The 19814-nt window shown below is 55.9% G+C and carries 16 protein-coding genes and 1 pseudogene; all 17 read left to right on the plus strand.

Going from position 1 to position 19814, the window contains the following annotated elements:
• A pseudogene (locus PKO01S_RS18895) lies at window positions 1-319 on the plus strand (rRNA large subunit methyltransferase I); the annotation flags it as partial.
• A gap of 586 nt (window positions 320-905) precedes the next feature.
• Complete coding sequence (gene addB, locus PKO01S_RS18900) at window positions 906-4523, plus strand: helicase-exonuclease AddAB subunit AddB (RefSeq protein WP_127533004.1); 3618 nt, start codon at window positions 906-908, stop codon at window positions 4521-4523.
• Window positions 4504-8415 carry a helicase-exonuclease AddAB subunit AddA gene (addA, locus tag PKO01S_RS18905; protein ID WP_127533005.1) on the plus strand — a complete coding sequence of 1304 codons (3912 nt, stop codon included), beginning with the start codon at window positions 4504-4506 and terminating at the stop codon, window positions 8413-8415. Before addB ends, addA begins: the two co-directional genes overlap by 20 nt.
• Window positions 8416-8460: 45 nt before the next feature.
• Complete coding sequence (locus PKO01S_RS18910; protein WP_127533006.1) at window positions 8461-9114, plus strand: hypothetical protein; 654 nt, start codon at window positions 8461-8463, stop codon at window positions 9112-9114.
• Between the two features lie 68 nt (window positions 9115-9182).
• Window positions 9183-9671: a hypothetical protein gene (locus PKO01S_RS18915; protein WP_246070636.1), complete on the plus strand. Its 489-nt coding sequence runs from the start codon at window positions 9183-9185 to the stop codon at window positions 9669-9671.
• A 155-nt stretch (window positions 9672-9826) separates the two neighbouring features.
• On the plus strand, window positions 9827-10183 hold the full coding sequence (locus PKO01S_RS18920) for a histidine triad nucleotide-binding protein (protein ID WP_127533007.1): 357 nt from the start codon (window positions 9827-9829) through the stop codon (window positions 10181-10183).
• A gap of 83 nt (window positions 10184-10266) precedes the next feature.
• Complete coding sequence (rpsU, locus tag PKO01S_RS18925) at window positions 10267-10440, plus strand: 30S ribosomal protein S21 (RefSeq protein WP_005547957.1); 174 nt, start codon at window positions 10267-10269, stop codon at window positions 10438-10440.
• A 15-nt stretch (window positions 10441-10455) separates the two neighbouring features.
• Entirely contained in the window at window positions 10456-10899 is a 444-nt protein-coding gene (locus PKO01S_RS18930; RefSeq protein WP_127533008.1) for a GatB/YqeY domain-containing protein, read from the plus strand.
• 164 nt (window positions 10900-11063) lie between these two features.
• Window positions 11064-12437 carry an NfeD family protein gene (locus PKO01S_RS18935; protein ID WP_246070637.1) on the plus strand — a complete coding sequence of 458 codons (1374 nt, stop codon included), beginning with the start codon at window positions 11064-11066 and terminating at the stop codon, window positions 12435-12437.
• A gap of 33 nt (window positions 12438-12470) precedes the next feature.
• Window positions 12471-13463, plus strand: a complete 993-nt coding sequence (floA, locus tag PKO01S_RS18940; protein WP_127533009.1) for a flotillin-like protein FloA — start codon at window positions 12471-12473, stop codon at window positions 13461-13463.
• 8 nt (window positions 13464-13471) lie between these two features.
• Window positions 13472-13984, plus strand: coding sequence for a hypothetical protein (locus PKO01S_RS18945; protein ID WP_127533010.1), 513 nt, complete (start codon window positions 13472-13474; stop codon window positions 13982-13984).
• Window positions 13985-14161: 177 nt separating this feature from the next.
• A complete protein-coding gene (yqfC, locus tag PKO01S_RS18950; protein ID WP_127533054.1) occupies window positions 14162-14443 on the plus strand; it encodes a sporulation protein YqfC in 282 nt (93 codons plus the stop codon).
• Window positions 14444-14501: 58 nt separating this feature from the next.
• Entirely contained in the window at window positions 14502-15695 is a 1194-nt protein-coding gene (gene yqfD / locus PKO01S_RS18955; RefSeq protein WP_127533011.1) for a sporulation protein YqfD, read from the plus strand.
• A 6-nt stretch (window positions 15696-15701) separates the two neighbouring features.
• Window positions 15702-16673 (plus strand): PhoH family protein, encoded by a 972-nt coding sequence (locus tag PKO01S_RS18960; protein WP_127533012.1) that lies wholly within the window; start codon window positions 15702-15704, stop codon window positions 16671-16673.
• Window positions 16674-16690: 17 nt separating this feature from the next.
• A complete protein-coding gene (locus PKO01S_RS18965; protein WP_127533013.1) occupies window positions 16691-18934 on the plus strand; it encodes an HD family phosphohydrolase in 2244 nt (747 codons plus the stop codon).
• Entirely contained in the window at window positions 18931-19428 is a 498-nt protein-coding gene (ybeY, locus tag PKO01S_RS18970) for an rRNA maturation RNase YbeY (protein ID WP_127533014.1), read from the plus strand. The genes PKO01S_RS18965 and ybeY overlap by 4 nt, the downstream gene beginning before the upstream one ends.
• A complete protein-coding gene (locus tag PKO01S_RS18975; RefSeq protein WP_127533015.1) occupies window positions 19428-19793 on the plus strand; it encodes a diacylglycerol kinase in 366 nt (121 codons plus the stop codon). The genes ybeY and PKO01S_RS18975 overlap by 1 nt, the downstream gene beginning before the upstream one ends.
• Window positions 19794-19814 lie beyond the last annotated feature (21 nt).

Genomic DNA, 19814 nt, shown 5'->3' on the forward strand with positions numbered 1-19814 from the left:
GGACGTCGTCGTACTGGACCCGCCGGCGTTCACGAAGACGCGAGGCGCGGTGAGCGGTGCTGTGCGCGGCTACAAGGACATCAACCTGCACGGTTTGAAGCTGGTGAACGAAGGCGGCTACCTCGTAACGGCAAGCTGCTCGTACCATATGAAGCCGGAACTGTTCCTCGAGACGATCCAAGAAGCCGCGCGCGATGCGGGCAAGCTGCTTCGCCTCGTCGAATGGCGTGCAGCGGGCAAAGATCATCCTCAACTGCTCGGAGTAAGCGAAGGACATTATTTGAAGTTTGCAATATTCGAGGTTCGGAGCAAGCGATAACGCCGGCTGTTTGCCCCAGACGATTCATTCGTCTGGGGCTTTTTGCTTTTCGTCAAGAATCGTTAGGCGAGAGTATTATGCCAACTGCGTATTCGAGATGGTTCGGCGCCTTGTTACCAGCTAACAAAGTAACAAAGTGTGTAGTTAAAGCCCACAAGTCGTATCGTCAAGGGCGATAGAGTATAAAGTGTGTTGTTACCTGACTAGGTGCACCGCCTAGTCTTATTAGTTTTTATCACTGGCGAGCGAAGCGGTGACATGTGAGCATCTTTGTGTGCTCGCAACCAAGAGCGGAGGGGCAGAACATGCTGAAGAAGCGAAGCGTGCGCCTTTGTTTTCGAATTCACACCATTGATCATTGTTCAAATGAATCCGAAAACATCAGCGATCGTAAGCATGATCTGCCTCGCAGCGGCTGAATGGGCGAGCATTACTAATGTGCGCACATTTCACCGCGAGAGAGCATCATTTTCCCAGAATGTATGTTCGACCTATCAATGAAAAAATCGTCGCATTGTGCTAGAATAGAAACACCTTGTCATCCGTGGAAGGATGGCGAAATTGATCGGAAAAGGTGGTTCGGCTTGTGGCGCTTCGATTTGTGCTAGGCCGCTCCGGGGCGGGGAAAACCCGGTATTGTCTGGACGAAATACGCGCCAAGCTGCAGGCGGAGCCGGATGGCCCGCCGCTTATTATGCTCGTGCCGGAACAGGCGACGTTCCAGACGGAGTACGAGTTGCTGCGCGGCGGCGGGCGGACAGGGACGGTTCGTGCGCAAGCGCTCAGCTTCCGGCGGCTTGCGTTTCGCGTCATGCAAGAAACAGGCGGCACTGCTTTGGTGCCCATCGACGAGAACGGAAAAAACATGCTGTTGTACAAGCTCATGCACAGGCATGCATCGGAGCTCCAGCTGTTCCAAGGAGCGGGCGGACAACCCGGATTTATCGAACGGCTGGGCGAGCTGCTGACTGAATGGAAACGTTACGGCGTCGACAGCTCCCGGTTGTCTGACTCTGCGGATTGGCAGTCCGGTTCGGCTGCTGCTTCTCCTTTGTTGCAGCGGAAGTTGGGCGATCTGCAATTGCTATACCGTCAGCTGGAGCTGGAAACGGCTCATTTGTATGCCGACGCAGAAGATTATTTGACATTTCTAGCCCGCGGATATGCCCTCAGTCCGTCGCTTGCCGGAGCAGAACTGTATATCGACGGCTTCCACGGCTTCACGCCTAAGGAGTACGAAGCGCTGGAATCTATCATCGGGGCAGCGGCGAACGTGACAGTCGCGCTTACGCTTGACCGCCCTTATGAGGGCGGAGATCGGCCGCATGAACTGGAGTTGTTTCATCCGACGGCAGAGACGTATATCCGCCTGAGAGAGCTCGCTGAGCATTGCGGCGTTGCCATCAGCGAGACGCATACTTTGAACGAACGCGCGCTGCCGCGCTTTACCGACCGAACCGTGCTCGCCCACGTTGAGCGGTACTACGCTTCGCGCCGCCCTATGGCACCTGACCTAATGACCGAGTCGCTGTTCGATCCGCAGCAGTCAGTCGGCGAGCTGTCATTACATGCGGCGCCGAACCGCCGGGCAGAGGCGGAGGCGGCTGTTAGCGACATGGTGCGCCGGGCACGTGACGAAGGAATGCGTTGGCGCGATATGGCGATAATGGTCCGCAATGCGACGGATTATACCGACTATCTCACCGAGTTGATGCACGACAACGGAATTCCGTACTTCCTCGACCAAAAAAGGACAGCGTCGCATCATCCGCTTGTCGAATTTATTCGGTCTGCGCTCGAGACCGTGCTCCACGGCTGGAAGTACGACGCTGTATTCCGCTGCATGAAGACGGAGCTTCTGTTTCCCGATGCAGACGACAGCGAGTCGAGACTGACGAGGGAATCGTTTGACCTTCTCGAGAATTACGCGCTCGCCGCCGGCATCGACGGTTGGCGCTGGCTAGATATGCGCAGCTGGAAACCGCTCGTTCGCGAGTCGCTTGATAGTCCGGAGGCGGCGGAAGCGAGTAAGTCGGAGCTCGCGCGCTTCCAAGTCGTACTTGAAGCGCGTGAAGCGATCGTGGCTCCGCTTCGCCAGTTCAGCGAGGCGCTGCAGAGTGCGAACGACGTCCGCTCGATGTGCGAAGCGTTGTACCGTCTGCTGGAAAGGGCCGGCGCCGCTGACCGGCTTGAACGTTGGAGCCGCACTGATGCGGACGCGGGCCGAGTAAGGCAGTCGCGTTCGCACCGGCAGTTGTGGGACGGCGTGTTGTCGCTGCTCGACCAACTGGTCGAGATGACGGGCGACGAGCCGCTGACGCCGGAGTTGTTCGCCGGCATGCTGGAGACCGGTCTGGATAGCTTGAAGCTCGCCTCCGTGCCGCCGTCGCTCGATCAAGTGCTAATCGGCAGCGTCGATCGTACGCGGTCGGGCGAAGTGAAAATATGTTATGTACTAGGCGCGAATGATGGCGTACTTCCGACTCGGATGACGGAAGACGGCATACTGACTGAGCAGGAGCGGGATATGCTCTCAGATGCAGGGCTGCCTCTGGCGCCTAGCGTCCGGCGGAGATTGCTTGATGAGCGTTTTATGATCTACAACGCGATTGCGGCGCCAAGCCGTCACTTGTGGATCAGCTACGCCATGGCGGATGAAGAAGGGAAGAGCCTTCACCCGTCCGAGTTGATCCGTCATTTGCGGACGATGTTTCCGCTGCTGCCGGTGCGCATGATTCGCACCGAGCCTTCGGAAGATATGACAAGAGAAGAGCAGTTGTCTTTCGCCGCGCGTCCGGCGTCTGCACTGCCGCATTTGATCGCTCGTCTGCGGGCATGGCGGCAAGGAGCGGATATCGACGATGCATGGTGGGACGTGTTCGGTTGGTTCGCTCTCCGTCCGCAGTGGCAGGAACCGCTTCGCAGACGGGTCGCTTCGCTTGATTACCGGAACGAGGAGCCGCCTCTTGATGCGGATACAGCCCGCCTGTTGTACGGCGAGCGGCTGCGTGCGAGCGTATCGCGTATGGAACGGTTCGTCTCATGCCCGTTCCAGCATTTTGCGGTATATGGCTTAAAGCTGCAGGAGCGTCAGATTTACAGGTTGGAAGCGCCGGACGTCGGTCAGTTATTCCACGCCGCCCTTAGCAAGGTCGCGGAGAAGTTCGGCCGCAGATGGGGTGCCGTTACGGATCAACAAGCGGCAGATGCTGCAGCAGAAGCGGTGAACGAGCTTGCACCGCGCCTTCAATCCGAAATACTGCTTAGCAGTGGACGTCACCGCTACATGCTGTCCAAGCTGAAGGCGGTTATAACGCAAGCAGCGGTCATGCTCGGCGATCATGCGAGACGTGCGTCGTTCCATCCGGTCGGCTTGGAAGTCGACTTCGGTCCGGAAGGGACGCTGCCTCCGCTCGTCGTGCAGACGCCGGATGGCGCCGATATCGAGCTCGTCGGCCGTATCGACCGGGTCGATGCCGCTGAGACGGATGAAGGGCTGCTGCTGCGCGTTATGGACTACAAGTCGAGCTCCACCAGCCTTCGGATGGAGGAAGTCGCTTTCGGATTATCGCTTCAGATGCTGGCATACCTCGACGTGCTGCTCACGCATGGCTCCGCATGGCTGGGCCGCGAAGTGAAGCCGGCAGGCGTGCTCTATTTTCACGTGCACAATCCGCTGTTGAACGCCGCAGGCGGCCTCGACCGCAATGAGGCGCGCAGACAGCGGCTTAAGAAGTTCAAGACGAAAGGCTTGCTTGTCGCTGACGAGCAAGTGGTCAGGCTGATGGACGGCGAACTGGAGTCCGGCTATTCGGAAGTGCTGCCGGTCGCGGTGAAGAAGGACGGTTCGTTCTATTCGACCTCATCCGTGCTGCCGCAGGAAGGATGGGAGCAACTGCGCCATACCGTGCGCCGGACGATTGGCCGAATCGGCGGAGCGATCGGCTGCGGAGCGGTATCGATCTCTCCATACCGTCTAGGCGGCAAGTCGCCATGCACTTTCTGCTCGTACAAGCCGGTGTGTCAATTTGATCCGTTATTCGACGGCAACGAATATGTCAAGCTGCCGAAGCTCGGTAAGGACGATGTATGGCAAGTGCTCGATCCTACCGCTGCAGAATCGAATGGATATGTACGGGATGCGGCAGCAGCGGCAGAAGCTTTCATGACGAGGGGGAACAGCAATGACGGGCGTAACGTTTAGTCCGAAGCCGGCAGGTTCGACGTGGACAGATGATCAATGGCGCGCCGTATCGGCGGAAGGAAGCAACATTCTCGTCGCTGCGGCAGCGGGATCAGGCAAGACGGCTGTACTGGTTGAGCGGATCATCCGCAAAATATCGACCGACGCCGACGTCGACCGGCTCCTCGTCGCGACGTTCACGAAAGCGGCGGCTTCGGAAATGAAGGAGCGGGTTCGTATCGCGCTTGAAGGCGCGCTGGAACGCAATCCGGAATCGGAGCATCTTCGCCGCCAGCTGGCGCTAATTAACCGCTCTTCCATAACTACGCTTCACTCGTTCTGTCTGGACGTCATTCGCAGCTACTATCCGCTGATCGGCCTCGATCCGGGCTTCAGGATGGCAGGGGAGACGGAGAGCGAGCTGCTGCGGATCGATGCGCTGGACGAGCTGTTCGAGCGCAAATATGCAGGGGAGGATGAGGACAGCGGCAGCTTCTTGATGCTGACCGACCGTTACGGAGGCGAGCGCGGAGATGAGCCGCTGTATCGGCTCGTTCAGAAACTGTACGATTTCTCCCGCAGCCACCCGTGGCCCGACCATTGGCTTCGCGGGATGGCAGCGAAGTTCCTCCTGCCTGCCGAAGCGCCGCTAAGCGGCACCGAATGGGTGGAGGCGGCGAAGGCTGACGTGCGGTTGTCGCTGTTCGGAGCTGCCGGATTGCTGGAGCAAGCTCTTAACCTGACGAGGCGTCCTGCTGGTCCAGCGCCTTACGCTGATACGTTCGCGGACGACTTGTCGCTTGTTTCCGACCTCCTCGGCTTTGTTGCGACTGAGCCGTGGGAAGCGTGGGCGGACAAGTTCGAATCGGTATCGTTCGGCAGGCTGAAGGCGATGAAAGGCGACGAATATGACCTTCTGCTGAAGGATCGGTCCAAGGATTTGCGCGACAAGGCAAAAGGAATCGTTACCGGTCTTGCGGACAAGTGGTTCCGCCGGACGCCGGAGCAGTACCGTGCCGAGCTCGAAGAGCTAGCGCCTCTAATGGATTCGCTGTCCGGGCTCGTCATCGCGTTCGGGCGCCGGTACGAGGAGCTGAAGCGCGACAAGGGACTGCTCGATTTCAGCGATCTCGAGCATGGATGCCTCCGCATTTTGCGTGATGCCTCATCGACCCCGCACGAAGAAGTTCCGTCGACCGCTGCACTGGAATACCGGGAGCGGTTCGTCGAGATCCTGCTGGACGAATACCAAGATACGAATACGGTGCAAGAGGCGATCGTTACCTTGATCGCGAGGCCGAACAACCGTTTCATGGTCGGTGACGTGAAGCAGAGTATCTACCGGTTCCGGCTCGCGGAGCCGAATTTGTTCCTGCACAAGTATAAAACGTACGCACCAGCCGACTCGGCCGACGTTGCCGCACAATCGATACAAGCGGACAGCGGCGAGACAGGCGTCCGCATCGACCTGGCGCGAAACTTCCGCAGCCGGAGCGAAGTCGTAGACGGCGTGAACGGCATATTCCGAGCCGTCATGCGCGAGAGCGTAGGCGAACTCGAGTACGACGAACGCGCCGAATTGGTATGCGGAGCCGATTATCCGGCCCCAGACTTGCCGGGACGATGCGCCGCCGAACTTGTGCTGATCGATAAGAACGGGATACCGTCCGCCGCTGCAGAGGAGCGGCTGGAGGATGAAGCCGACTCCGATGCGGAAGACGGCTCTGTTCGAGCGGCAGATGCAACCGATCTGCAGACAGCGCAGTTGGAGGCGCGGGCGATCGCCCGCCGAATTCTCGAGCTGCGCGAAGCGGGGCATCCGGTATGGGACGGCCGCCGTAAGACATACAGACAGCTCCAGATGCGCGATATCGTCATCTTGCTCCGCGCAACCCAGCAATGGGCGCCGATTATGATCGAGGAGCTCCAGACGTATGGCATTCCGGCTTATGCCGAACTCGGCTCTGGCTACTTCGATGCAACCGAAGTGGAAGTGATGATGTCGCTGCTGCGCGTCATTGACAATCCTTATCAAGATATTCCTTTGGCAGGCGCACTTCGTTCGCCGATATTCGGTCTGACGGCTGAAGAACTGGCCCATGTACGAATTCAAGCGGGAAGAGGGAACTTCTATGACGCTGTTCGTATGGCAGCGGAGATGGAAGGTGCGGATGGACCTGTACGTCTAAAGCTGGAGCGGTTTCTAAACCAGTTGGAGAGCTGGCGGGAAGCGGCGCGGCAAGGATCGCTCACCGAGCTGCTTGCTTCATTGTACCGGGAAACGGGCTATTACGACTTTGTCGGGGGACTGCCGGGCGGTGCACAGCGTCAAGCGAATTTGCGCGCACTGTTGGACCGTGCAAGGCAATATGAGTCGACTACGTTCCGCGGGCTATTCCGTTTCCTTCGTTTCATCGAACGGATGCGGGATACAGGCGGCGATCTCGGTACAGCGCGCGCGCTCGGTGAGCAGGAAGATGTCGTACGCATTATGTCCATCCACAAGAGCAAAGGGCTGGAGTTTCCGGTCGTGTTCATTGCAGGTCTCGGCAAAATGTTCAATATGCAGGATCTGAATGCGCCATTCCTGCTTCACAAAGAGCTGGGCTACGGTCCGAAATTTGTAGACGCGGAACTCCGCGTCAGCTATCCGACTCTGCCTTATCTGGCGATCGGCAACCGGCTGAGGATGGAAATGCTGGCTGAGGAGATGCGCATTCTATACGTCGCCGTTACCCGTCCGAAAGAAAAGATGATTCTAGTCGGTACCGTAGCGAACGCGGTCTCGAAGCTGGAGGAATGGGCAGGGGCGGTCGATGAGGACGGCAGGCTGCCCGATGACCGGCTTGCTTCGGCGAGAGCGTATTTGGATTGGCTCGGTCCGCTTGCCGCAGGCAGCGGAATGCTGACGACCGTGCAACAGCCAGATCATGAACCGCAAGCCCTAACCTCCGAACTGGACGAGGCCAATCCTACGTCCGGCAAGCAGGCATCGATCATACCGCTTGAAGGCTGGCGTTTTGGCGTCCTGCCTGCGGTTATGTTCGTGGACGAAGCAGCGCCTGCTGTCGAGCACGATGTGGCGGCCGAGCAGGAGATGCTGCAGAAGCTGGCTGCAGTAAGCGAGTTGGCGGTCATGGAGCCGTCAGAAGCTTCAGGTGAGGTCGAGCGGCTGCTCTCTTGGTCATATGGCTACCAAGCAGCAGCGCATGTGCCGGCCAAAACATCAGTCACGGAAATGAAGAGACTGCACGCCGAAGCGGCTGAGGCCGAAGACAGCGCAAAGCTGCCGGCAAGGGAGCAGTCGCCTGCTGCAAAGGGAGAGGGCGGCAAACCGTCTGCTTTAACTTTCCGTCTGCGCAGGCCGCGATTTATGGAAGAGAACGCCCTTACACCGGCGGAGCGCGGTACGGTCAGCCATTTGCTCATGCAGCATATTCCGCTAAACGGACCTGTTACGCCTGCTATAGTGCAGGACACGGTCGACTGCCTCATTGAGCGCCGCATTATGACCGTCAAGCAGGCGGAGGCGATCCATCTTGAAACGGTATCCGCCTTTTTCGGCAACGAGATCGGCAGGCGGCTGCTCGCAGCCGATTGGGTGAGGAGAGAGCTGCCGTTCAGCTGCGCTTTCCCCGCCTCCCGGATCTATGGCGCGCAGGCGGAAGGATTGGACGATGAGCCAATCTTGATTCAAGGTGTTGTCGACTGCTTGTTCCGGGATGAAGCAGGCATCGTTCTGCTCGATTATAAGACCGATCAAGTATATTCAGGACAGTATGACCAAGCGGCGCAGCGCCATCAATTTCAATTGGATGTATATGCAGAAGCGCTGGAGCTATCGCTGGGCGAGCCAATCCAAGAATGCTATGTTCATTTCTTGAACGGCGGCGTCACGGTGAAGATGCGCTAACCAGTTAGGTCAAGCTTCAGCACGATTCGAACGGAGGCATACAAGTTGAATAAGGATAAGGAAACCGTAACGAAGAGAACGTATACCGTACCTGTGCTATTGGTGCTGCTGACGGGCAGCCTAATCGGCATCGTATTATTGTTCTCGCTTAATTTGCAGCACAATCAAGAGACGAATCGGCAGCAAGGAGAAGACATTATCAAAGCAGGTCAGGCAGCGAAGGCACATGTGAATGAGGTGGCGTTCTCGCTGGATAAGCTGGCGGCGTCATCAGGCGAGGCGGACCGTTTAAGCCTATTGTACAATCTGGGCTATTCTTTCCGTGGCAGTGACGCGCTGCTGGCGTTTATTGAGGCATCGGAGGAGCACGCAGCACCGGGCGGCCAGACGCAGACATCCGATCAACCGCGTAAGCTTCTTGAAGCGATCAGCGACACGCTGGACGGGATTGGCGCTCACCCGGGCCAACTGAATGACATTGAGGCGCAGTATGTTAAACAAGTACTCGTTTTGTATCAGCAATTAGAACAAACCTTATCCGGCTTCACTCTTGAAACGGGGGACAAAATGGTCGAGATGACCGCGCAAACCGGCGGCAGTTGGGTACAGCTCGGGCAGCAGCTCGAGAAAACGCTGGAGCAAGCGGAAGTCGGCACGAACGGAGCTATCCCGGATCAACTGCTCAATCAATCCCAATAGCGGTCAAGCCGAATAGTAGCCAAACGCCTATTGCTGCATACATTGTAGCAACAGGAGGGTGAATTGACATGGAGCTTGGTAAAATAATTTCAAAGCCGTCGAACAAAACGGAAACGGCGGCTAAACCTGCGGCAGTGTCGAAGCAGCCGACAGGCGTCAAGCCGCTTACGACGGCGAAGCCTGCGCCGGTCCATAAGGCGGAAACCGCTGTCATGCCGCAAATTACGCTTCCGGCTGCCGGAGAGAAGACGGAAATGAAGCATTGGTGCAAGCATCATATGCACCGGTACGTATTGGCGCGGACATACAATGGCTGGTGCATCGACGGCATTGTCGAACATATTGATGATCAGTTTCTATGCTTGGCCGTTCCTTGCGGCGTCGTTATGGTTGATCCCCGCGGATTCGTCCCATTCGGCGGACCATTCGGAGGGCCGTTCGGCTCACCGTTCGGAGCTCCGTTCTATCCGTATCCGTATTATCCGCGCCGTCGCTTTATCCGGCAGACGCTTCCGCTTGCTGCGCTGGTCGGGTTGTCCGTATTGCCGTTCTTTTGATTCCTTTTGTACGGCGATGCGCCGGGGCGTATCCGTCCAGGCCCGGGCGGGCATGCACCCGGCATTGGCCTGCCGTCGGATTGGACGAGCGCCGCTGTTTTCGATATCATGAAAGGTAGTACATATTGGCCGTCAGGCAGGAGAGGGTGTCATTTATGAGCTGTATTTTTTGTAAAATCATTAACGGAGAGCTTCCATCCCGCAAAGCTTATGAGAGCGACGCTGTATTGGCATTCCACGATATCACGCCGAAGGCGCCTGTACATGTCGTTATCGTGCCGAAGAAGCATATCGATACGATGAACGAAGTCGAGAGCGGCACCGACGATGCAGCGGTTGCGGAACTGTTTCAGGCCGCACGCCAAATCGCCCGCGAGCTCGGCATTGCCGAGTCCGGCTACCGTCTAATTAACAACTGTAATGCTGACAGCGGCATGGAGGTTAGTCACTTACATTTCCACTTGTTGGGCGGCCGAAATTTGGGAGCACTTCTTTCGAAGGTTGAAAGTTGACACTGCCTTTCCTTTTCATCTATAATGAAATTTGATTACGGTGAAATGCTCTGGACGGTCTGTTTCGGAGGGAGGGAAAACTGGTGTCTGAAACGAAAGTTCGCAAAAACGAGACTATCGATGCTGCACTCCGCCGCTTCAAGCGCTCCATCGCAAAGGACGGCGTTCTTGCTGAGGTTAAGAAGCGCAAGCATTACGAGAAGCCAAGCGTGAAACGCAAGAAGAAGTCCGAGGCTGCGCGTAAGAGAAAGTTTTAGGAGGATCACGTCCCAATGAACCTTAGCGATCGATTGAACGACGATATGAAGCAAGCGATGAAAAATCAGGACAAGTTTAAACTTACAACGATTCGCATGATTCGTGCGTCCATCAAGAATGCGGAAATCGATTTGAAGCGTTCCTTGGAGGACAGCGAAGTGCTTGATATACTCAGTCGTGAGATCAAACAACGTAAAGATTCCCTCCAAGAATTTACCAAAGCGGGCCGAGATGATCTTGTCAAAGATGTTGCCGTAGAAATCGATATTATTGGTGTATACCTTCCCGAGCAGCTGACTGAAGAAGAGATCAAGTCAATTGTACTGCAGACCATCCAGGAAACCGGTGCTTCTTCTAAAGCCGAGATGGGAAAAGTGATGACCGCCCTTATGCCGAAGGTTAAAGGGCGCGCTGACGGTAAACTAGTAAACACGATTGTGCAACAATCCTTGCAATAAATTCATACGGACAGGTGAACACTCCCTTATACAAGGGAGTGTTTTTTCTGTTCTTTTTATATGATTAATCAAATAATTATACATTATGTGGGAAATGCGAAACGTTCATGTTAGATGTGCGTATATGTCATTAGTAACATACTAGTATGAAGGAGGCGTGAGGCTTGGATTTCCGTCGCATCATGCAGTGGAGAGCGTTGCTGTTAAGGTTATCGGCTATTGGCTTCATTATTGGATGTCTGCTGCCTTGGTCAGCGGTGTCAGCTGCTGAGCAAAGCTCAGTCGGAGGGGCTGTCTATATCGTTCATGCGAAACAGACGGTTGAATCCGGCTTGCAGTCATTTCTGGAGAGGGCGTATAAGGAAGCGGAGGAAGCACGTGCGGAACGGGTTGTACTGCGGCTTGATACGTATGGAGGGTTGGTCGACAGCGCGGTCGAGATCGGCCATTTGATCCGCGAGAGCAAAGTGCCGACGACGGTGTTCGTCGAGGGTAAAGCCGTATCAGCGGGAACGTATATCGCGCTCAATGCGCAGAACATTGTCATGCAGCCAGGCAGTACGATCGGCGCTGCGGCTGTAGTCGATGGTTCGGGCGAGCTGATCGACAATCCGAAGGTCGTCTCATTCTGGACCGGTGAGATGATGGAAGCGGCGCGGCTGCATGACCGGAATCCGGATTATGCAGCGGCGATGACCGATATTAACGCAGTTGTGGACGTGAAAGAAATCGGCCGGACGAAAGCGCAAGGAGATATTTTGACGCTGACGGCAACGGAAGCGGTCAAAGCGGGTTATGCGGAGCATATTGCGGCTACCGTTGACGAGACGATTGGGTGGCTGGAACTCGGACAACGCACGCAGATTGAGATCGAGCCGACATGGTCGGAACGGCTAGCTGTGTGGTTAACGTCACCGGCCATCATTACGATTCTGCTCATTCTTGGTATCGCGGGCATTGCTATCGAAATGCTGCTTCCGGGATTCGGTATTCCGGGTATCGTCGGAGTTGCTGCGTTCGTCCTATTTTTCTTCGGCCATTACGTTGCAGGCTTTGCCGGACAAGAGTCGATCATCCTATTTGTCGCAGGAATACTTTTGTTGGCGTCGGAGCTGTTCATCCCAAGCTTCGGCATTCTAGGCGTACTTGGTTCAATCGCGATTGTAGCTGGGGTTGTAACGGCTGCGCAGGATGCGGTAACAGCGCTGTACGCGCTCGCTATTGCACTGGTCGTATCCGTCGTCCTCGTCTATGTGCTGGCGAGGAAATACAGCGACCGCGGCATATGGAACAAGTTTATACTGCGGGATAAGCTAACGTCGGAGCAAGGCTATGTATCGGCCCCGTCGCGGGAGACGCTGATCGGCCGATCGGGCGTCACACTGACACCGCTTCGTCCTGCGGGAGCGGTCGACATTGATGGCGATAGGATCGACGTCGTAACCGACGGACGGTTCATCGGATCGGGCGTAACCGTAACCGTCGTGGCGACGGACGGCACCCGGGTCGTCGTCAAAGAAGCAGAATCGTCTCACTGATTGGTCAAACTACTTACATGGAGGGGTTAATCAATGGAACCGCAAGCTGTTACTTTTTTAATTATTGCAGCCGTTGTCATCGTTGCTTTGTTCGTCTTCCTGAGCTTCTTCCCCATTATGCTCTGGATTTCGGCGCTTGCATCGGGTGTCCGGATCAGCATCATCACACTCGTCGCAATGCGTCTGCGCCGCGTCGTGCCAAGCCGCATCGTGAATCCGCTTATCAAAGCGACGAAAGCAGGACTCGGTCTATCGATCAATCAACTCGAGAGCCACTTCCTCGCAGGCGGCAATGTCGACCGCGTCGTCAATGCGCTTATCGCGGCGCAGCGCGCCAACATCCCGCTCGTATTCGAACGGGCGGCAGCGATCGATCTGGCGGGACGCGATGTCTTGCAAGCGGTACAGATGAGCGTTAACCCGCGCGTCATTGAGACGCCGATCGTGGCGGCTGTGGCGAAAGACGGCATTGAAGTGAAAGTAAAAGCTCGCGTAACGGTTCGGGCGAATATCGAGCGTCTCGTCGGCGGCGCCGGCGAGGAAACGATTATCGCGCGTGTCGGCGAAGGGATTGTCACGACGGTCGGTTCGTCTGCATCGCATAAGGATGTGCTTGAGAATCCGGATTTGATTTCGCGTACCGTACTTGGCAAAGGACTTGATGCCGGGACTGCGTTCGAAATCTTATCGATCGATATTGCGGACGTGGATGTAGGCAAAAACATCGGTGCTCATCTGCAGACCGAGCAAGCGGAGGCGGACAAACGGATCGCACAGGCGAAGGCGGAAGAGCGCCGCGCAATGGCTGTCGCACATGAGCAGGAGATGAAGGCGAAGGTCGTAGAAATGCGGGCCCGAGTCGTGGAATCGGAATCGCAGGTTCCTCTTGCAATGGCTGAAGCGCTTAAAAGCGGCAAGCTAGGCGTAATGGACTATATGAACATGAAGAACATCGAAGCCGATACGCAGATGCGCAGTACGATCGGTAAGCCGGATACGGCGCAGCAAGACGACCATAAGGCATAGGCCGCGCTATGGAGAAGCTGATTGATTTTTTGCTTGATAATATTTATCTCGTCATCGTTGTCGCGGGCTTCGTGCTGTCGGCGATGGGCAAGAGAAAAGGCAAAGGCGACAGAAGAACGACGCGGATGCCGGACTTCGGCGGAGGAGATGCAGCGTCCGTCGAGGAGGGCGAACCTCAGCGGCATAGACCAAGTAACGGGCAGCCGCCGCTTCCCGGCCGGCAGCCTTCCGCTGAGCGTCCGCAGCCGGCAGCCGTTCGCCGTGTCCCTTCGTCAAGCGGGCCGGCAGTTGCGGCTCGAACGCAGCCCGCGGAGCGGGAAGACATATTCCTGTCGACGGAATTGCAGGACGCAAGCTCGCCTCGGGTCCCGGAACAGCGCTCGACGCGCCCGACAGTCGTTGCTTCGGCTACAGGTAAGCAGGTTGCCGCAGCTGACCTGGATGTGAAGGCGATGCGCCAAGCTGTCGTCTGGTCGGAAATACTAGGTCCGCCGCGCGCCAAGCGGCCATGGAACAGATAAAGTGCCGTGTAATATGCAAGCTAAAATTAGTCCGTATGGAACTCAGCAATGAGCTGAGTGTCCGTACGGACTTTTTTGCATATGAAATTACCGGCTCTGTATCGTAAGCTACATAATCCAAGGCTGTGCCGCATAATTTGGTAAAGTACGGGAGGGGGAGCGGATAACGCCATGGCAATGCGTCGTATGAACCGCAAGCTGCAAAAACTGACGGCACAGTTGCTGGAACTTCCTCAAGACGTCGTGTACGATCTTCCCCGCCTCACGATGATTGGAGATCGGCAGCTGTATATCGAGAACCACAGAGGCGTCCTTCATTTCTCAAGCGACCGGCTTCGTCTTGCGCTCAGTAAAGGGGAGCTGGAAGTTACGGGAGCCGATCTCGTCATCCGGACGATCTGGACGGAAGAAGTGTTCGTAGAGGGCGTCATTAAAAATATCGAGGTGCACGGCATGTAAGGAAGGCGGCGCATGAGCGCCCAGCCGGCCGGACAGGCAGTGAAAGGAGCGGGCGAGCGTGAAAGGGACCTGGATGCAGTGGTTAAGAGGGATCGTAACGGTACGGGCGCGCGGCGGCGAACCCGAGGCGTTCGTGAATCGGGCGCTGCAGGGCGGCGTCGAGCTGTGGTCGATCCGGCGGTCAACCGGCGGTGATTTGGAATTCGAGACGACGGTGCACGATTTTTTTCGTCTGCGCCCTTATTTGAAACGGACAAGCTGCCGAATCCATGTGGCGGGAAGGGAGGGCATGCCGTTCTGGATCAAGAAGGTTCGCCGGCGCGTCTTCTTCGGCGTCGGGATGCTAGCTTTCTTCGTCGGCCTGTACTTGTTGTCGTCGCTTGTGTGGTCGGTGCAAGTGACGGGCAACGTCCGCATATCCGATGAGGCCATTCTGCAAGCGGCGGAGGCCGAAGGAATCCATCAACTGCAATGGTCGTTCCGGTTGGATGAGCCAGCGATAATTGCCAAGAGGCTTGCAGCGAGGCTGCCCGATGCGGCGTGGGTCGGCGTGAAGATGAAGGGCACATCCGTTATTATCAACGTCGTTGAATCAACAAAGCCAGACCGCGGACCGGCGCTTAGCCCCCGCCATCTGATCGCCTCAGCAGACGCGGTTGTTACCGATATTCAGGCTGAAGCAGGCCGCCCGGTCGTGAAGCGGAATATGCGCGTTGCTAAGGGAGACATTCTGATCTCCGGTACGCTGGGCAATGAGACGAGCATGCAGACGGTTGTAGCCAAAGGGAAAGTGCGCGGCATCGTATGGCATGAATATCAGATCGTTTCTCCTTTGTCGGAAAAGGTTAAAGTATATACAGGAGAATCAAAGATCAAATGGAATCTGGTCATCGGCGGCAGAGCATTGCAGGTCAGCGGCTTCGGCGGCAGTCCGTTCGCGTCGTTTGAGGTCGTTCAGCGGGAAGAGAAGGCGTCCTGGCGCGGGTTGCAATTGCCGATCGGCAGATTGAAGGAAACCGTTCTCGAAGTGAGGCAGGATGAACGAACGCTGACCAAAGAGGAAGCGATTGCCAAAGGAATTCAGCAGGCAAAGGCTGATTTGATGACGAAAGCGGGCGCGGATGCAGTCGTTGTAGCGGAAAAACTTTTGCATGAAAAGACGGACAATGGTAAAGTTTATTTGAAAGTACTTTTGGAAGTGGAACAATCGATCGTAACCGAAATGCCATTAGTCAGTACGCAAGGAGAATGAGTCTATTTGCACAATGAGACAAAGACGGTGAAATTGACGCTGCGGAACGCAGCGGAAGGGCTCGCGGTATTCGGTCCACAGGACCGGTATTTGCGGCTGATCGAAAGTCATATGAGCGCCTCCATTCAATCCCGCGAGGCGGAGATCGTGATTACGGGCGAGCCAGACGAAGTCGAGCAACTGGAACAGTTGTTCAGCGTCTTGCTGCAGCTTATTCGCGGCGGATTCACGCCGACGGAGCGCGATGTAACGTATGCGCTGGAGCTTGCGCGGCAGTTGCAAGCTGATCAATTGCTTGATTTGCTGACGTACACGATTACAACCACGTATAAAGGCAAACCGATCCGCGTCAAGACGATCGGCCAACGGCATTATATTCAGACGATTAAGAAGAAGGACATCGTGTTCGGTATCGGACCTGCGGGTACGGGCAAGACATATCTGGCTGTCGTATTGGCTGTCGCAGCGCTGAAGGAAGGCGCGGTTAAGCGCATTATGCTGACGCGACCAGCCGTAGAAGCAGGCGAGAATCTCGGCTTTCTGCCCGGCGACTTGCAGGAGAAGGTCGATCCTTACTTGCGTCCTTTGTATGATGCGCTGCACGATGTTCTCGGTTTGGAGCAGACAACGAAGCTGTTCGAACGGGGCATGATCGAAGTGGCGCCGCTTGCGTATATGCGCGGCCGTACGCTTGATGATTCGTTCATCATTTTGGACGAAGCTCAGAATACGACGCCGGAGCAGATGAAGATGTTCCTGACCCGGCTTGGGTTCGGTTCGAAGATGGTCGTTACGGGCGACGTTACGCAGATCGACTTGCCGCGAGGCAAGAAGAGCGGCTTAATCGAAGCGTCCCGTATACTGCAAGGCATTGCTGAAATCGGATTTATCACCTTCTCGGAGCAGGATGTCGTACGTCATACCTTGGTACAGAAGATTATTACGGCTTACAACCAAGACGCGGAAAACCAAGCATAGAGAGGATTGTACGCTGCATGAACCGGAACAAGGAAAACCGACACGGGCATCAGGCGATAACGACAAAAGGCTGGAAGCAAAGCGCGGGCGTACGCTACGCGCTGCTTTTTCTGTTCATGCTGCTGTTTTATTTCAACCTGTCTCCTTATCTCGTTCCGCAAACCTATGACGTGAAGAAGGGCGCGGTAAGCGAGAAAACGATTGAAGCGCCTAAACAAATATTCGATGAGAAAGCAACGCTTGCGGCGCAGGAGAAAGCGGCGGAAGCGGTAGAAGACATCTATACCTACGTTCCGCTGCGCGGCGATCAACTGGTCGATCAGATCTTCATGCGGATGGACCAGTTAAATCAGGACGACGGCGTCACAATGGATGATAAGATTCAAATCTACCGGACAGAAATTCCCCGCAAATACGACGAGTATTTGGAGCAGTTCGCCAAATCGAACCGGGGCAACAGTACATACAACGATACGCTGTTGGACGAAATGCTAAGCTCGGCGAAGGAGCAGCGCTATACTGTACCGGAGGAGACGTTCTATAAGATTCCGAAGCTCACGCAGGATCAGTTGTCCGAAATGCGCGGCGTTGCGATGGAATCCGTCCGGAAGCTGATGAGCGAGCAATTGCGCGACGCCGAGACGGCACGTACACGTGTCGCCGAGCTGGTGAATGCAAGTACATTGACGAACCGGACAGCGCGCGAGATCGTGCAGGAATTGGCTCGTTACGCTATTATGCCGAACAAGTTCTACGACAAAGAATCGACGAACGCGGCGAGAGCTTCGGCCCGGGAGAATACAGCCCGCGTCGCCATCCCCGAAGGGGAAGTGATCGTTGCTAAGGGCGAGCTTATTACGCCGGAGAAATATGAGCTGCTTGAGAACGCAGGGTTGCTTCAGGACCGCAAGACATATTGGCCGCAGCTTGGCACGCTGCTGCTGTCCATCTTGTTCGTCGTCGTGCTGTTCAGCTATATGGCGCAGTCGGGCGGCATCAGCGGGACGAAGCCGAAGTATGGCAACCCTCAGCTGTTTATGCTGCTGCTAATCTTCCTCTTGAATATGATCATTATGCAGATCGTTAGTCTGCCGCAATCGTCAACGACGGCATACGTCGGATATTTGGCGCCAGTAGCAACGGGTACGATGCTCATAGCGCTGCTGCTAGACATGCATGTGGCCATCGTCAGCTCGTTCCTGTTCGCCATTTCCGGAAGCATCATCTTCAATACCGGCCGGGAAAGCCTGTTCGACTTTGATTACGGATTCGTTATCGCCGTTGTATCTTTCTCCGCTATATTCGCCGTACACCGCGCAAGCCAGCGTTCGACGATACTAAAGGCAGGCATTATGGCCAGCTTGTTCGGTTCCTTATCGGTGCTGGCGCTCCAACTGCTTGGCGAGAAGATCGATCAGACGCAGCTTATTTATTCGACCGGATTTGCTTTCGCCAGCGGATTGATTACAGCTGTTCTTGTTATCGGCATTATGCCGTTCTTTGAGGTAACGTTCGGCATATTGTCAGCGCTTAAGCTGGTGGAGCTGTCCAGTCCGAACCATCCGCTGCTGCGCAAGCTGCTGACGGAGACGCCGGGCACCTATCACCACAGCGTCATGGTCGGCAATTTGTCAGAAGCGGCTGCGGAGGCAATTGGAGCGGACGGACTGCTCTGCCGGGTCGGCTCGTTCTACCACGATATCGGAAAGACGAAACGGCCGAATTATTTTATCGAGAACCAGACGAACATTGAGAATCCGCACGATTTTATCGAGCCGAAGCTCAGTAAGTCCATTATCGTTGCGCACGCCCGGGACGGCGTCGAGATGCTGCGGGGCTACAACATTCCGCGGCCGATTCGCGACATCGCAGAGCAGCATCACGGCACGACGTTCTTAAAATTTTTCTACCATAAAGCGTTGAAGCAGGCCGAAGAGCAAGGCGTGGAGCCAGACTTTACGGCTGACGATTTCCGTTATCCTGGACCGAAAGCCCAGTCGAAGGAAGCGGCGATCGTCGGAATTGCCGATTGCGTGGAAGCAGCGGTCCGAAGTTTGCGGAAGCCGACGGTGGAGCATATTGAAACGATGATACACAAGATTATTAAAGACCGTCTGGACGACAACCAATTCAATGAATGCGATCTGACGATGAAGGAACTAGACAAGATCGCACAGACGCTGAAGGAGGCCGTTATAGGCATCTTCCATTCGCGAATTGAATATCCGGACGATGTCAAACCGAAGGAGCGGCTGGCATGAGCTTAGTGTTGGACTGGAGCAACGAGCAATCGAAAATCGAAATACCGGATGCGTGGATTGAGCGTCTCGAGCAACTTCTGCGGATCGCAGGCGAACAAGAAGGCTTGAAGGAGGGCGAAGTGTCGCTGACGTTCGTCGACGACGAAGAAATTCACCGTCTGAACCGTGAATTCCGGAATATTGACCGTCCGACGGACGTATTGTCGTTCGCGATGCAAGAAGAGGGCGAAGAGGAGCCGGAGATCGTATTCGAGGTCGAGTCGGAGGACGAGCAGGACCCGTTCTCGGGCATGCTTGGGGACATCGTTATTTCGACCGAACGTGCGAAATTGCAAAGCGAGGAGTATGGTCATTCGCTTGAGAGAGAGATCGGTTTTCTGTTCGTGCACGGCTTTTTGCATTTGATCGGTTACGATCATGAAGACGCCGAAGGTGAGGCGGAAATGACGGCGAAGCAAGAAGCGGTGCTGCAGAAGGCAGGCTTGCCTCGCTAATGCGGGACGAGCTGAACAGCTTTCGTTACGCGGCCGAGGGCATCGTATATGCATTTCGGACTCAGAAGCATATGCGGTTCCATCTCGCCGCTGCTCTGCTTGCTGCCGCCGCCGCCGCTTGGCTTGGATTAAGCTCTGTTGAATGGGCGATACTTCTCGTCGTCATGGCGCTCGTCATTTCGCTTGAGATGGTTAATACGGCTGTCGAGCTTACGATCGACCGGATTGGCTTGGAGCGGCACCCGCTTGCCAAGGCGGCCAAAGATACGGCGGCCGGCGCTGTGCTTGTCGCTTCGCTGCTTGCGGCAGCGATCGGCTTCGTATTGCTCGGCCCTCCGTTATGGGACCGGTTGTTCGGAGGATGAGGCGCAGGCTGCTATTGAAGG

It is taken from the genome of Paenibacillus kobensis NBRC 15729 (assembly GCF_004000825.1).
GTDB classification, from domain to species: Bacteria; Bacillota; Bacilli; order Paenibacillales; family Paenibacillaceae; genus Paenibacillus_T; species Paenibacillus_T kobensis.